We start from the raw sequence: 12,707 nt of genomic DNA on the forward strand, positions 1-12,707 counted from the left end.
GGTTCTATTTGGTTTTCAGAGCGTCGAATCCTTCGCCGAATACGCCCATGACGCTGGCCTGAGTAATGAAGGCTTTCGGATCGGTCTCTTTGATGATGCGGTAGATGTCGCTGGCTTCGCCGCGGCGGCAAATCACCATCACGACTTTCTGGGGGGATTTGGAGTAGGCTCCGGTGGCATCGAGAATCGTCACGCCGCGGTTGACATCGCGCATAATGCGTTCGGCGATTTCGGCGTATTTCTGCGAGAAGACCATGATCTGTGACGAAGATTTGCTCCCCGACAGCACCCAATCGACGGCCGTCCCCATGGTGAACATGGTGACATACCCGTAAACGACGGCCGGCAAATCCCGCAGCACGATATACGCGCTGCCGACAATGACCACGTCCATGAGCATGATGAGTTTCCCGAGGCTGACGTTCCGGTATTTGTTGATGATCATGGCCAGAATATCGGTCCCGCCGGTCGACCCGCCGACCGAGAAACAAAGGCCGACGCCGGCTCCGGCAATCCCCCCCCCGAGAATCGCGGAGAGGAGTTTATCGTTGGCCAGCCCCATGAGGTCGGGCGGCAGCACCTCCTGTAACAAGGTGAGGGCGGCGGAGTTGAAGAGCACGCCGAAGATGGTTTTGGCGCCGAACCGCGGCCCGAGGATCCAGAAGCCGAAGGCGAGCAGGAATACGTTCACGACCATATAGGTCACCCCGAGCGGAATGCCGGTGGCGTAGAAAACCAGCGCGCCGACCCCACCGACGCCTCCGCCGGCCACTTCGGCGGGCACGAGCAAGGCTGTCCAGGCGAACGAATAGAGCAGCAGCCCGAAGATCATAATCAAATAGGCCCGTACTTCGCGTTTCACGTCGGCCGCGGTGATTCGGGGTTTCGACAGAGAGAGTTTCATGGGTTCAATCTGCTTCTTGATGGATGGATCAACATACGACGTTTATGATCTTGCCGGGCACGACGATCACTTTCCGAATGGGCCGCCCGTCGGTGTATTTGGCGGTCTGTTCGTCTGCCTGAATGGCGGCCGTGATCTCGTCCGGCGTCGAAGAGCGGTCGAAGGTGCGTTTGAACCGGGTCTTGCCGTTGAACGACACGGGATATTCGAAAGTCGATTCGACGAGGTATTTTTCGTCGCACTCCGGATAAGGGGCATCGCAAACCGACTCGTCGGCGGCATGTCCGAGCGGCCCATGCCACAGCTCTTCGGCAATATGCGGTGCAAACGGAGCCACGAGCGCCACGAGCGGTTCGAGTATCTCCCGCGAGGAGGTCTTCCGGTCGCACAGCTCGTTGAGGCAGATCATAAAGGCGCTCACGGCGGTGTTGAACGAGAAGTTTTCGATGTCTTCTCCGACCTTTTTGATGGCTTTATGCAGGGTTTTGCGTTCGGCATCGGTCGCCGGGGCATCGGCGACTCCCTCGACGAGCCGCCACAGCCGTTTCAGGAATTTGTGCACGCCGTCGATCCCGTTGGTATCCCAAGGTTTCGACTGCTCCAGCGGCCCGAGGAACATTTCGTACATCCGCAGGGTGTCGGCTCCATACGTATCGACGATAAAGTCCGGATTAACCACGTTGTACATCGATTTGCTCATCTTCTCGACGGCCCATCCGCACACGTACCGTCCGTCCGGTTCGAAGACGAACTCGGCATCCGCAAATTCCGGCCGCCAGGCCCGGAAGGCGTCGATGTCGAGCACGTCATTTTTCACGATGTTGACGTCCACATGGATCTCCTGCGTATCGTACTGCTCCTTGAGCCCCAAGCTGACGAAGCGGTTGGTTCCCTTGATGCGGTAGACGAAGTTCGACCGCCCCTGGATCATCCCCTGATTGACGAGCTTTTTGAAGGGTTCGTCCTCGCATACATACCCCAGGTCATACAGGAATTTGTTCCAGAAGCGCGAGTAGATCAAGTGTCCGGTAGCGTGCTCGATCCCCCCGACATATAAATCCACGCTCCGCCAGTAGTCATTGGCCTCTTTCGAAACCAGCGCGGTGTCGTTCTTCGGATCCATATAGCGCAGGTAGTAAGCGCTCGATCCCGCAAACCCCGGCATGGTGCTGGTCTCGTAACGCCACCCGTCGATGCGGGCCAGCGGCGGCCTCCCGTCCGCGGTCGGGGTAAAGTTATCGGTCTCGGGCAGCACGAGCGGCAACTCCGCCTCCGGCACGAGCCGGGGAATGCCATCCGAGTCATACGAAACGGGGAACGGCTCGCCCCAATACCGCTGCCGGCTGAAAATGGCGTCCCTCAACCGGTAATTCACCTTTTTACAGCCCACACCTCTCCGCTCGATTTCGGCGAACATGGCCGGAATGGCCTCCTTGACATCGAGTCCGGTGAGAAAATCCGAGTTGATGAGCTGTCCCTCCTTGGCGTCATAAGAGCCTTCGGTCACATCGCACTCGATGATCGGAATGATCGGCAGATCAAAATGTTTGGCAAAGGCCCAGTCCCGAGAGTCATGCGCCGGAACGGCCATAATGGCACCCGTCCCATATCCGGCCAGCACATAGTCGCTCACCCAGATCGGAATCTCGACGCCGTTGAACGGATTCACCGCATACGCCCCGGTAAACACCCCGCTCACCCGACGGGTGTCGGCCATCCGTTCGCGCTCGCTCCGCTTCTTGGTCTCCGCGATATACGCCTCCACCGCCTCCCGCTGCTCCGGCGTAGTAATCTCCCGGATATATGCGTGCTCCGGTGCCAAAACCATAAAGGTCACGCCGAAAACCGTATCGGCCCGGGTGGTGAAAATCTCCAATAATTTAACCTCGGGACCCGTGGTCGCAAAGCCTTTGATCGGAAAGTACATGGTCGCGCCGGTCGACCGACCGATCCAGTTGCGCTGAATCTCTTTGAGCGATTCGCTCCACTCCAGCCCGTCGAGCCCGGCCAGCAGCCGTTCGGCATAGGCGGTCACCCGCAGGAGCCACTGCCGCATCCGCTTCTGCTCCACCGGAAATCCCCCCCGCACCGAGAGCCCGTCCTTCACTTCGTCATTGGCCAATACGGTTCCCAGCCCCTCGCACCAGTTCACCACGGTATCGGCCTGGAAGGCCAGCCGGTAGTTCATCAGCACATCCGATTTCTCCTTCGGCGAATAGGCGTTCCACTCTTCGGCCGTAAACCGCAACTCCCGGCCGCACGCGGCATTCAGCCCCTCGTTTCCATACTTGCCGAACGCCTCTTCCAGCTCCGCAATGGGCCGCGCCTGCTGCGTGTCGTTGCAGTAATAGGAGTCGTACATCTTCTCGAAAGCCCACTGCGTCCATTTGTAGTACCCGGGATCACAAGTCCGCACTTCGCGCTCCCAGTCGAAACCGAAACCGATCTTGTCCAGCTGTTCGCGATATCGGGCAATATTCTGTTCGGTGGTCACCGCCGGGTGCTGGCCGGTCTGGATGGCATACTGCTCGGCCGGTAATCCAAAAGCGTCGTAGCCCATCGGGTGCAGCACGTTGAACCCTTTCTGCCGCTTGTACCGGCTGTAGATGTCCGATGCAATGTATCCCAGCGGATGCCCCACATGCAGCCCCGCTCCCGACGGATAGGGGAACATGTCGAGGACGTAGTATTTCGGTCGCGAAGAGTCGACGGCGACCCGGTATGTCCCCGCTTCGGCCCATCGCCGTTGCCATTTGCGTTCGATTTCTCTGAAATCGTATTCCATGTGCGTATGTCGTATTATTTTTTATCCGTATTCTGCATCGTGACGATGCGCGTGTATTCGCTCCGATCGAGCAACACCTCCGCCGCCCGCCGCACGACGTTGTCCCGCCGCAACTGTCGGGCGATCCGCCCGGCGTCGTAGAACCACCGCGTCGCCACGGCATCCCCCAGGACTTCCCGAATCTCCGGCCCGAAAACCTGCAACTCCGTCCGTTTGTCTTCGCGTATCTTCGCGGCGACGGTGTCGAGCTGCGACGCAATCCGATCTGCATACTTCTCCCGCTCGGCCATCCGGCGCAGCTGTTTCAGGAGCCGCTCGGTACCCGACTCGAAGGCGATGGGTTTGTCGTCCATAAAGTCGCAGAAAGCGGCATAGGTCATATCGTCGACGGCAAAGTCCGATGCCGGAGCATGGTTCGCCGCATAACGGTTGGCAAAATCATCCACATAGCCGAGTCCCATCAAAATGGCGGTGAACTTTCCGAGATATTCGGGCGATATCCTCACGTCGGGCATAATCCCGCCGCCGTCGTAGACCATCCGCCCGCCTGCGGTACGGAACGAGGCGATCAGCGAGTCCGGCACGGCTCCCACGCTCCCGTCTTCGTTCCGGTGGCTGTAATCGAGCGCCTGGATACACCGCCCGCTCGGCGTGTAATATTTCGCCGAAGTGAGTTTGACGTATCCGTTCTCGCCGACCGGCCGGGTAGACTGCACGAGGCCTTTTCCGAAGCTCCGCTGTCCGATCACCACGGCGCGATCCAAATCCTGCAACGCTCCGGCCACGATCTCGCTGGCCGAAGCCGAGGAGCGGTCAATCAACACGACCAACGGCACCGTGGGCGCAATCGGCTCTCCGACTGTCCGATAGGTGGAGTTCATCTGGGGCATCCTCCCACGGGTCGTCACGACGACGGTATTTCGGGGGACGAAAAATCCGACGATCTTCACCGCTTCGCCCAGTATCCCGCCGGTATTGCCGCGCAAATCGAGCACCAGCCCGCGCATCGCTTCTCCGCCCTGCTGCTGCAAGGCATTCAAGGCCGTCCGCACCTCGTCCGCGCACTTCTCGGTAAAGCTGTTCAGCCGGATATACCCCACGGAATCCCTCCCGACACTATCGGAGACCCAGCCGTAGTACGGCACGGCCGGGATGGCAATCCGCTCGCGCTTAACCCGCACCGTCCGGGTCACGGTCGTATCGGCGATCGGCGCAATCACCAAGGTCGCCACCGTCCCTGCCTTGCCCCGCATCCGGTCGCTGGCGAAGGCGACTTCCCGACCGGCCATATCGACGCCGTCGACGGACAATATCCGGTCGCCGGCTTTCAAGCCCGCCCGATCGGACGGCGTCCCGCGATAAGGCTCGGCGATCTCGACCCACCGCCCGTCGCTGGATTTCCGAATCAAGGCGCCCAGTCCGGCGTATTTCCCGGTGGTCATGGTCTCGAAATCGGCCATCTCTTCCGCAGGCAGGTATTCGGTGTAAGGATCGAGCCCGTCCAGCATGGCATCGGCGGCGGTCTTTACGATCTTCTTCGGCGAGGTGGTATCGACGTAATAGAGGTTGACTTCGCGAAAGATATTGAAGAAGGTCTCCATCGAGCGACCGATCTCCAGGTCGCGCCGCTGGGCGGCGACCGCAGCGCTATCCGCCGTATTCTGTAGCGTGGCCGGCAGCTTCTTCGGTGCGGCCTGAGCCGATATCATCGCACAACCGATCCCCGTCAGCAGCAGGGAGATCGTTCGTATTTTCCGGAATAATCTCATAAAAAGCCTGTTATGCAATAAATGTCCCCAAGCGAAAAGCTGCTCGCACGGCCTCTTTCCGATTCCCTTCGATATAAGAAATCCCGTTGGCATCGGTCGTAATCTCGATGCGGTCTTCCCACATCATCGTCACTTTCTTCCCGGTCGAAGCGGCGGCGAAGAGCAAATCATCAGCCCCATGCGTATCGGCTTCGATCCGCCGAAAACCGCACTGGGCCATCACACGCTCCACGTCTTCCACCCGCGAGGCGGCGTTAAACGTAAGCCGTCGCCGGGTAAAGCCGAAGAAGGGGTACAACAAGGCGAATACCACGACGACGCCCAAAAAGAGCCACCCTCGCGAGGTGGTCCACAAGATGTCTAACGAGGCTGTCCCGTACCCGAGTGCGCGCATCAGGGCAAAGAGCACAAAAAAGAGAACAATTAAATAGAGGGCGTATTTGGCTGCCCGTATCGGATATCGGTTCATGTCGTTTTTCTGAATATGGGTTTACTCGTTTTTTTGTATCCGGTCGGTCTGTCGGCCGTTTTTTTGCAACGCCGGAAATCCTGCCCCGGGCTACCGCTATCGGGATACGGGCGCATTGAGCGGCGTCGGCGACGGCGGTTACAGCTGGGGTGCCACGGTCAGCGGTACCAATGGCCTACACTTGCGCCTCACCATGACGTGGCTCAATCCCAGCAGCGCGGGAACCCGTGCCAGCAGTTTTCAGTTGCGTTGCCTCTCGGAATAAACAGGCCAAGTAACACTCGAATAAAGGCCTACTTTATGCAGGCTGGACTTAGCGGGTCGCAAGAGCACAGACCATTCACCGCCCCAACAACTCCCGGGCCTGCGTCCGCGCAGCCTCGGTCACGGCACTGCCGCTCAACATCGCGGCAATATGTTCCACACGCTCCTCAGGGGTCAGCAAACGAATATGCGTCCCTCCCGCAGCAGCGTCACCACCCCCTTTCGAGGCCTCCTTATATACATAATAGTGGTGCTCGCCCTTCGACGCTACCTGCGGCAGGTGGGTGATATTCAACACCTGCATCGAATCTCCCATCCCGGCAATGATCGCCCCCATTTTATCCGCCACCGAACCCGAAACGCCGGTGTCGATCTCGTCGAACACAATGGTCGGCATCCGCATACTCTTCGCCACCAACCCCTTGAGAGCCAGCATCACTCGCGACATCTCGCCCCCCGAAGCCACCTGCTCGATCGGTTGCGGCGCACTCCCGGCATTCCCGCTGAAGAGCATCGCCACGTCATCCGCTCCGGTAACCGTCAAACCGTTCTTGGCCGGAACAATCCGCACCTCGAACGTAGCCCCTTTAATCCCCAACTCACTCAAAGTCTTGGTCACGTGTTTTTCAATCTTCGGCGCCGCTTTCTGCCGCCCTTCCGTCACCCGCCCCGCCTCCTCGACAGCCGTAGTCTCTAAGGCTGCAATCTGCTGCCTGAGCTCTCCCATCCGCTCCTCGGCCGCATCGAACTCCTGCAACTGCACATCCAGCTCCTGCTGCAACCGCAACAATTCCGCCTCGGCATTCGCCTCGTCGATCCGGTGTTTCCGACACAAGGTATAGATATCGTCCAGCCGCTGGCTCACCACCGCCAGCCGTTCAGGATCGATCTGCACTTCGTCGCGCCGCCGTTCGCACTCTTCGGCCATATCCTTCAGTTCGAGATATGCGCTCTCCATCCGCGCAGCCAACTCTCCGGCCGCCGGATAACGCCCCGCCAATTTGCTCAAAGTCTGCTGCATAGCCCGCGCCCCAGTTGTAATTCCCCCTTCGAGCGGCCCGTCGTCCGCCGTCAGCATCCCGACGCAAAAATCCAACCCCTGAGCAATCTCCTCGGCATAGGTCAGCAGGTTCTGCTCCTCTTCCAACTGCGCCACCTCGCCCGGCTTCAACTTCAGGGCCAACAGCTGTTCCAGCTGGTACTGCAAATAGTCCCGCTCTTTCGCCGCAGCCTCGTTCGCCGACACCACCTTATTGAGTTCGGTTTTCAAGGCATTGAGCTGCCGGAAATGCCCGGTGTACGAAGCCACGAGCGGCAGGTGTCCCGCCACGGCATCCACCAGATGGGTCTGAAACCCCGTCCCGGCCAACAACAACGTCTGATGCTGGGAATGGATATCCACCAGCCTGTCGGCCACAGCCCGCAAAGCGCTCAAATTCACCGGCGTATCGGAAATAAACGCCCGGCTCTTCCCCGCAGCGGTAATCATCCGCCGCACGGTAATCACCTCTTCCCAATCCAGGTCGTTCTCTTCAAAAACCGGCAAGAGATCCTCCTTATAGGGCGCCACGTCGAACTCGCCTTCGATCACGCAGGAGTTCTCGCCGTCCCGGATCATGGCGGCATCGGCTCTCGCTCCTCCCAGCAACGACAACGCCCCCAAAAGGATAGATTTCCCCGCCCCCGTCTCCCCGGTGATGATGTTCAACCCCGGGTGGAAGTCGATGTCGAGGTGGCCGATAATGGCGTAGTTTTCTATGTTCAGATGTTTCAGCATATTTCCGCGAATTTCCGCGTCATATAGTCCGCAATATCTCCCGCCACTTCCGTTTTGGATTTCAAGGGAATAGCCGTCTCCGCCACGGCCGGATTCCGGTCGATGATCGTCACCCGGTTGGTGTCGGTTCCGAACCCGGCCCCCGCATCGCGCAACGAGTTGAGCACGATGGCGTCCAGATTCTTAGTCTCGAGTTTATGTCGCGCATAAGCCCCCGCCTCGGCAGCCGAAGTCTCCAGCGCAAACCCGATGGTCACCTGCCCGTCCCGTTTCAGCCGCCCCATCTCGGCAGCGATATCCCGGGTGGGTTTCAGCGTGAGGACGAACGGCTCCGCAGCCGAGTGTTTATACTTCTCGGTCCACGGAGCCGCGGGTGTGTAATCGGCCACGGCGGCGCAAAAAACCGCCCCGTCCATCTCCGGAAAGCACTGCCGGCAAGCCTCGTACATCTCCGCAGCGGACAAAGCGGTGACTACGGCGATATTCCGATACTCCCGCGACAAAGTCGCGGTCGCCTGTCCGCTCACCAAGGTCACCTCGGCCCCCCGCGCAGCCAGCGCCTCAGCGATGGCGTACCCCATCTTCCCGGTGGAATAGTTGCTGACGAACCGAACCGGGTCGATCGGTTCGACCGTCGCCCCGGCGGTGACCAATATTTTCTTCCCCTGCAACAAAGCCTCTCTTTCGGAAAAAAAGGCGCGCAGATAGTCGATGATCTCCTCCGGTTCCGCCATCCGTCCCTTGCCGACGAGGCCGCTGGCGAGCTCTCCGTCGCCCGGTTCGACAATCCCCACACCGTCCCGCGCCCGAAGCAAGGCCAAATTGGCCTGCGTGGCCGGATGCCGGTACATGTCCAGGTCCATCGCCGGCGCCACGCTCACCGGACACCGCGCCGACAGGTAGGAGCACAACAGCAGCCCGTCGGCAATCCCTGCGGCCATCTTCGCCAGCGTATTGGCGGTGGCCGGAGCGATCAGGTAGTGATCCGCCCACTCGCCCAAGGAGATATGGGAGTTCCACGCTCCATTGGTCGGGTCGAAGTTATCGACGAGCACCGGGTGCCGGCACAAGGTGGCCAGGGTCAGCGGCGTAATAAAATCCCGCGCGGCCGGAGTCATCACGACCCGCACTTCGGCCCCTTCTTTGACCAAGGCGCGTATAAGCATAGCCGCCTTATAAGCGGCTATGCTTCCGGTAACTCCCAACAGGATATGTCTCCCTTTCAATGACATGCCTTGTCTCTGTGGATTAAAATGCGTACGAGGGGTTCTGCTCGTCCCGCCAAGCGACTATTTTTCCGCCGCCTGCGGGTTCCGTTCCCGAAAAGCGACCTCCCCTTCGAGGTACTCTTCGACGGCGATCAGGGTCGGTTTCGGCAAACGTTCGTAATGCCGCGAAACTTCGATCTGTTCGCGGTTCTCGAAGGTCTCTTCCAGATTGTCCGTGGCGAACGAAAATTCCGACAACTTAGACGCCAGCTCCTGTTTCAATTCGCTGTTGATCTGGTTGGCCCGCCGCGCGATGACGTTCACCGTTTCATAAATATTCCCCGTGGCCGCATCCAGTTCGCTGAGGGTACGGGTCACCGTATTGGTCGGTATCTGCTGTCCTTTGATTTCCATATGTCTGCTTGTAAATTCTGTGTCCGAATCCGAAAATTATCGCGTGTGCTCTACTTCTCCGTCTCCACCCATATCTTTTCCTCCTCTGCCGCCTCCTCGGCAACGGCCCCCTTCTTCTCGCGCTTGCGCAGCCGGGTGTCGTTCTTTTTCAACTGTTTGGCCTCGGCCTTGATCCGCCGCTGCTGCTCTTTGAGCAGCGCCTCGTCGGCCCGCAGCTTCCGTTTGGCCGCATCGCGCTCCAACTGGTCGGTGATGGTGCGGAGTTTCTCTTTCTGCACTCGAATTTCAGCCTTGAGGCTCTCGGCGTCGATGCGGTTCTTTTCGATATCGACCGCGGCCTGCTGGTTCTGGTCGACATAGGCTTTCGCGTCGCGGAACATCCGGTTGAGGCTCCGCAAGGCTACCGCGCTCTCGGGATATTCGCTCCGGAAGTTGTAGTACGAGTCGACCATCTTCATATACCGATCCAGTTTCCGCGCCGGGACGCTGTTCTTGGCATAGTTGTACCACGACTGGCAGATCAGGTACATCATCTGTTCGCGGTACGGCGTTTCGGGCATCTCCTTGAGCGAGTAGCGCAGAGCGGCGACCGATGCCGGATAACGTTGCAGTTTGAAGTACAACGATGCGTTGATGAAAGCCTTTTCGTAGAGTTTCTGTTGCAACTCTTCGAGCATCATCCGGATATCCTCGGCTTTGATACTCTCCGGATGGCGGTTGAGGTATTCGTTGAAGGTGGTGATCGCCTTGTGGGTCTCCGCCTGGTCGCGTTCGGCCGGCCGCGAGAGGTGATAATAGCACATCGGCAGGAGATATTCGGCCTCTTCGGCGAACGGCCTCCGGCTGAAGTTCTTGCGATACTGGTCGAACCCTTCGGCCGCCAGTTCGTAGAGCCCCTGCATGTAGTATGCTTTGGAGGTGTAGAACAGCAGCGTGTCGGCCCGATCGGTGCTGTACAGGTCGTTGTACGCGGCTTCGAAATAATCGGCGGCCTGCCGGTACTTTTTGTGGCGATAGGCATCGATACCGGCCTGGTATATCTTTTCGGTATCCTTGCTCTTGAGCAGTCTGTTCATCTGGCTGCACGAAGCCAGCGCAGCAACGGCTGTCAGGAGCAGAAGGGTGATCCTCAGGTATCTCATAGGAAAGATGGGGTGGTCGTATCCGTTAATTCGCAAAGGTAATAAACTTTTTTGGAACGTAGGGCGCGCCCGCCGAACGGCATTTTTCACCTTCGACGAACCGAGGGCCGGGAGACCCCCGCCCCGGGCTACCGCGACTACGGCCGCACGGGCTATGAGGGTGTAGCAGGGAACGTCGGCGGCGAGGGTACGGTCTGGTCTGCATCGGTGCCCAGTGGCACCCAAGGCATGAACTCGAATTTCCACGTATCATGGCTCTATCCCAGCAACGCGAATTACCGTGGCTACGGTTTTCTGTTGCGTTGCCTCTCGGAATAAACGGTGCCGCTCGGCACTCAAATACTGACCGGGTCTACCCTACCTCTACCCCAAGAACCAACCGCTTCTACCCGAAAGATACCCCAAATAACCGGCAGCCTTCACCGTGTCAAATTATTTTTAACTTTGTTGTTATCTAAATCGAACCGAACGTGGAGCATTACGAAGAACACCATAAAGAGACTTTCAGCGACAGCGCGCTGGCGGTGGCATCGGGCATCGAGCAGCCGCCTGCGGTCAATCCGCATTACAAGCGGCCCCGGCGGCATCGGCTGTCGGCGGATGAATACGTGGAGGGGATTCTGGCGGGCAATACGACGCTGCTCAGCCAGGCGATCACGCTGACCGAGAGCCTGTTGCCGGAGCATCATGTATTGGCGCAGGAGATTATCGAGCGGTGCCTGCCTCATTCGGGGCGGTCGGTGCGGATCGGCATTACGGGGGTGCCGGGCGCCGGAAAGTCGACCTTTATCGAAGCGATGGGCGGTCGGGTGACGGGACTGGGACACAAGCTGGCCGTGCTGGCGATCGACCCGAGTTCGGAGCGGACGAAAGGGTCGGTACTGGGAGACAAGACGCGGATGGAGACGCTGGTGCACAATCCGTCGGCGTTCATTCGTCCGTCGCCGTCGGCGGGGTCGCTGGGCGGGGTGGCGCGGAAGACGCGGGAGAGCGTGATTCTGTGCGAAGCGGCGGGGTTCGATGTGATTTTCATCGAAACGGTCGGGGTCGGACAGTCGGAAACGGCCGTGCACTCGATGGTAGACCTCTTTCTGCTGATCCAGATTTCGGGAGCGGGGGACGAATTGCAGGGCATCAAGCGGGGCATTATGGAGATGGCCGACCTGGTGGCGATCAACAAAGCGGACGGCGACAATGTGCAACGGGCCGAGTTGGCACGGCGTCAGTTCCAGAACGCCCTGTCGCTGTTCCCGATGCCGGAATCGGGCTGGAAGCCGCGGGTCTACACCCTCTCTTCGACCGAAGGGCGTGGGGTGACGGAGCTGTGGAGCGGAATCGAAGATTACCTGAAATTCACCCGGGCCAACGGCTATTTCGACCGGAACCGGAGCCGGCAGGCAAAATATTGGATGTACGAGACGATCGACGCGGAGCTGCGGGATCATTTCTATAAGTCTCCGGCCATCGAGCCGTTGCTGGGCGAGTACGAGCAACGGGTTTTGGAAGACCGGATCAGTTCGTTCGCGGCGGCCCACGAGCTGCTGGATCGCTATTACAAGAAATAACAGAGCCGGTTCTATCCTATCTCCCATAAAGAGAAGTCCTTCCCCACGATACGATCGCAAGGAAGGACTTCTCTATTTTTATGGCAGTCTGTCGCCAGACCCACATCTTCCGAATTACATCGGATCCGCCATATTCTGAATCGGTTTGTGGTATTCGCCCGATTCCAACTTGCCGCGGCAAGCCTTGAAGGCATTCAGCGTATATTCCACATCCTCCAGCGTGTGCACCGCCGTCGGAATGATGCGCAGAATAATCTCACCCTTCGGAATCACCGGATAGACCACCACCGAGCAGAAGAGGTTGTGGTTTTCGCGCAAGTCCACCACGATATTAGTGGCATCCTCTACACCGCCCTTCATATAGACCGGCGTCACCGGCGACTGCGTCACCCCGATATCGAACCCGGCGT

11 protein-coding genes and 1 pseudogene are annotated in these 12,707 nt (G+C 59.0%); 3 read left to right on the forward strand and 9 right to left on the reverse strand.

The features are described from left to right. Nucleotides 1–4: 4 nt before the first annotated feature. The 4 genes from Q9S52_RS07095 to Q9S52_RS07110 are packed head-to-tail and all read right to left on the reverse strand — an operon-like array spanning nucleotide 5 to nucleotide 5,927. The gene (locus Q9S52_RS07095) at nucleotides 5–904 is read right to left on the reverse strand and encodes a YitT family protein (protein WP_294591622.1); all 900 of its coding nucleotides are present in this window, start codon (nucleotides 902–904) and stop codon (nucleotides 5–7) included. 28 nt (nucleotides 905–932) lie between these two features. Beyond that, entirely contained in the window at nucleotides 933–3,689 is a 2,757-nt protein-coding gene (gene leuS, locus Q9S52_RS07100) for a leucine--tRNA ligase (protein ID WP_304708622.1), read from the reverse strand. Between the two features lie 14 nt (nucleotides 3,690–3,703). Next, complete coding sequence (locus tag Q9S52_RS07105; RefSeq protein ID WP_304708623.1) at nucleotides 3,704–5,458, reverse strand: S41 family peptidase; 1,755 nt, start codon at nucleotides 5,456–5,458, stop codon at nucleotides 3,704–3,706. 10 nt (nucleotides 5,459–5,468) lie between these two features. Then, complete coding sequence (locus Q9S52_RS07110) at nucleotides 5,469–5,927, reverse strand: hypothetical protein (protein ID WP_304708624.1); 459 nt, start codon at nucleotides 5,925–5,927, stop codon at nucleotides 5,469–5,471. A 115-nt stretch (nucleotides 5,928–6,042) separates the two neighbouring features. On the opposite strand from Q9S52_RS07110, the gene Q9S52_RS07115 reads away from it, so the two are divergent. Further along, the gene (locus tag Q9S52_RS07115; protein ID WP_304708625.1) at nucleotides 6,043–6,192 is read left to right on the forward strand and encodes a hypothetical protein; all 150 of its coding nucleotides are present in this window, start codon (nucleotides 6,043–6,045) and stop codon (nucleotides 6,190–6,192) included. 75 nt (nucleotides 6,193–6,267) lie between these two features. Here Q9S52_RS07115 and recN read toward each other — a convergent pair whose 3' ends face one another. The 4 genes from recN to bamD are packed head-to-tail and all read right to left on the reverse strand — an operon-like array spanning nucleotide 6,268 to nucleotide 10,732. Next, nucleotides 6,268–7,968: a DNA repair protein RecN gene (recN, locus tag Q9S52_RS07120; protein WP_304708626.1), complete on the reverse strand. Its 1,701-nt coding sequence runs from the start codon at nucleotides 7,966–7,968 to the stop codon at nucleotides 6,268–6,270. After that, nucleotides 7,962–9,200, reverse strand: coding sequence for a bifunctional phosphopantothenoylcysteine decarboxylase/phosphopantothenate--cysteine ligase CoaBC (coaBC, locus tag Q9S52_RS07125; protein ID WP_304708627.1), 1,239 nt, complete (start codon nucleotides 9,198–9,200; stop codon nucleotides 7,962–7,964). Before coaBC ends, recN begins: the two co-directional genes overlap by 7 nt. 57 nt (nucleotides 9,201–9,257) lie before the next feature. After that, the gene (locus Q9S52_RS07130) at nucleotides 9,258–9,590 is read right to left on the reverse strand and encodes a DNA-directed RNA polymerase subunit omega (protein ID WP_294591637.1); all 333 of its coding nucleotides are present in this window, start codon (nucleotides 9,588–9,590) and stop codon (nucleotides 9,258–9,260) included. Between the two features lie 50 nt (nucleotides 9,591–9,640). Next, nucleotides 9,641–10,732, reverse strand: a complete 1,092-nt coding sequence (gene bamD, locus Q9S52_RS07135) for an outer membrane protein assembly factor BamD (protein WP_304708628.1) — start codon at nucleotides 10,730–10,732, stop codon at nucleotides 9,641–9,643. 51 nt (nucleotides 10,733–10,783) lie between these two features. Here bamD and Q9S52_RS07140 point away from each other — a divergent pair, with 51 nt between their 5' ends. Beyond that, nucleotides 10,784–11,050: a hypothetical protein gene (locus tag Q9S52_RS07140; protein WP_304708629.1), complete on the forward strand. Its 267-nt coding sequence runs from the start codon at nucleotides 10,784–10,786 to the stop codon at nucleotides 11,048–11,050. Between the two features lie 152 nt (nucleotides 11,051–11,202). Next, nucleotides 11,203–12,297 (forward strand): methylmalonyl Co-A mutase-associated GTPase MeaB, encoded by a 1,095-nt coding sequence (gene meaB / locus Q9S52_RS07145; protein WP_294591641.1) that lies wholly within the window; start codon nucleotides 11,203–11,205, stop codon nucleotides 12,295–12,297. A gap of 114 nt (nucleotides 12,298–12,411) precedes the next feature. On the opposite strand, the pseudogene Q9S52_RS07150 reads toward meaB, so the two are convergent. After that, a pseudogene (locus Q9S52_RS07150) lies at nucleotides 12,412–12,707 on the reverse strand (pyridoxal phosphate-dependent aminotransferase family protein); the annotation flags it as partial.

It is taken from the genome of uncultured Rikenella sp., from assembly GCF_948810725.1.
GTDB lineage: Bacteria > Bacteroidota > Bacteroidia > Bacteroidales > Rikenellaceae > Rikenella.

Coding starts and splice junctions, on each gene's coding strand:
- Q9S52_RS07095 (WP_294591622.1), bottom strand. CDS start 904: ATGAAACTCTCTCTGTCGAAACCCCGAATCACCGCGGCCGACGTGAAA.
- leuS (WP_304708622.1), bottom strand. CDS start 3,689: ATGGAATACGATTTCAGAGAAATCGAACGCAAATGGCAACGGCGATGG.
- Q9S52_RS07105 (WP_304708623.1), bottom strand. CDS start 5,458: ATGAGATTATTCCGGAAAATACGAACGATCTCCCTGCTGCTGACGGGG.
- Q9S52_RS07110 (WP_304708624.1), bottom strand. CDS start 5,927: ATGAACCGATATCCGATACGGGCAGCCAAATACGCCCTCTATTTAATT.
- recN (WP_304708626.1), bottom strand. CDS start 7,968: ATGCTGAAACATCTGAACATAGAAAACTACGCCATTATCGGCCACCTC.
- coaBC (WP_304708627.1), bottom strand. CDS start 9,200: ATGTCATTGAAAGGGAGACATATCCTGTTGGGAGTTACCGGAAGCATA.
- Q9S52_RS07130 (WP_294591637.1), bottom strand. CDS start 9,590: ATGGAAATCAAAGGACAGCAGATACCGACCAATACGGTGACCCGTACC.
- bamD (WP_304708628.1), bottom strand. CDS start 10,732: ATGAGATACCTGAGGATCACCCTTCTGCTCCTGACAGCCGTTGCTGCG.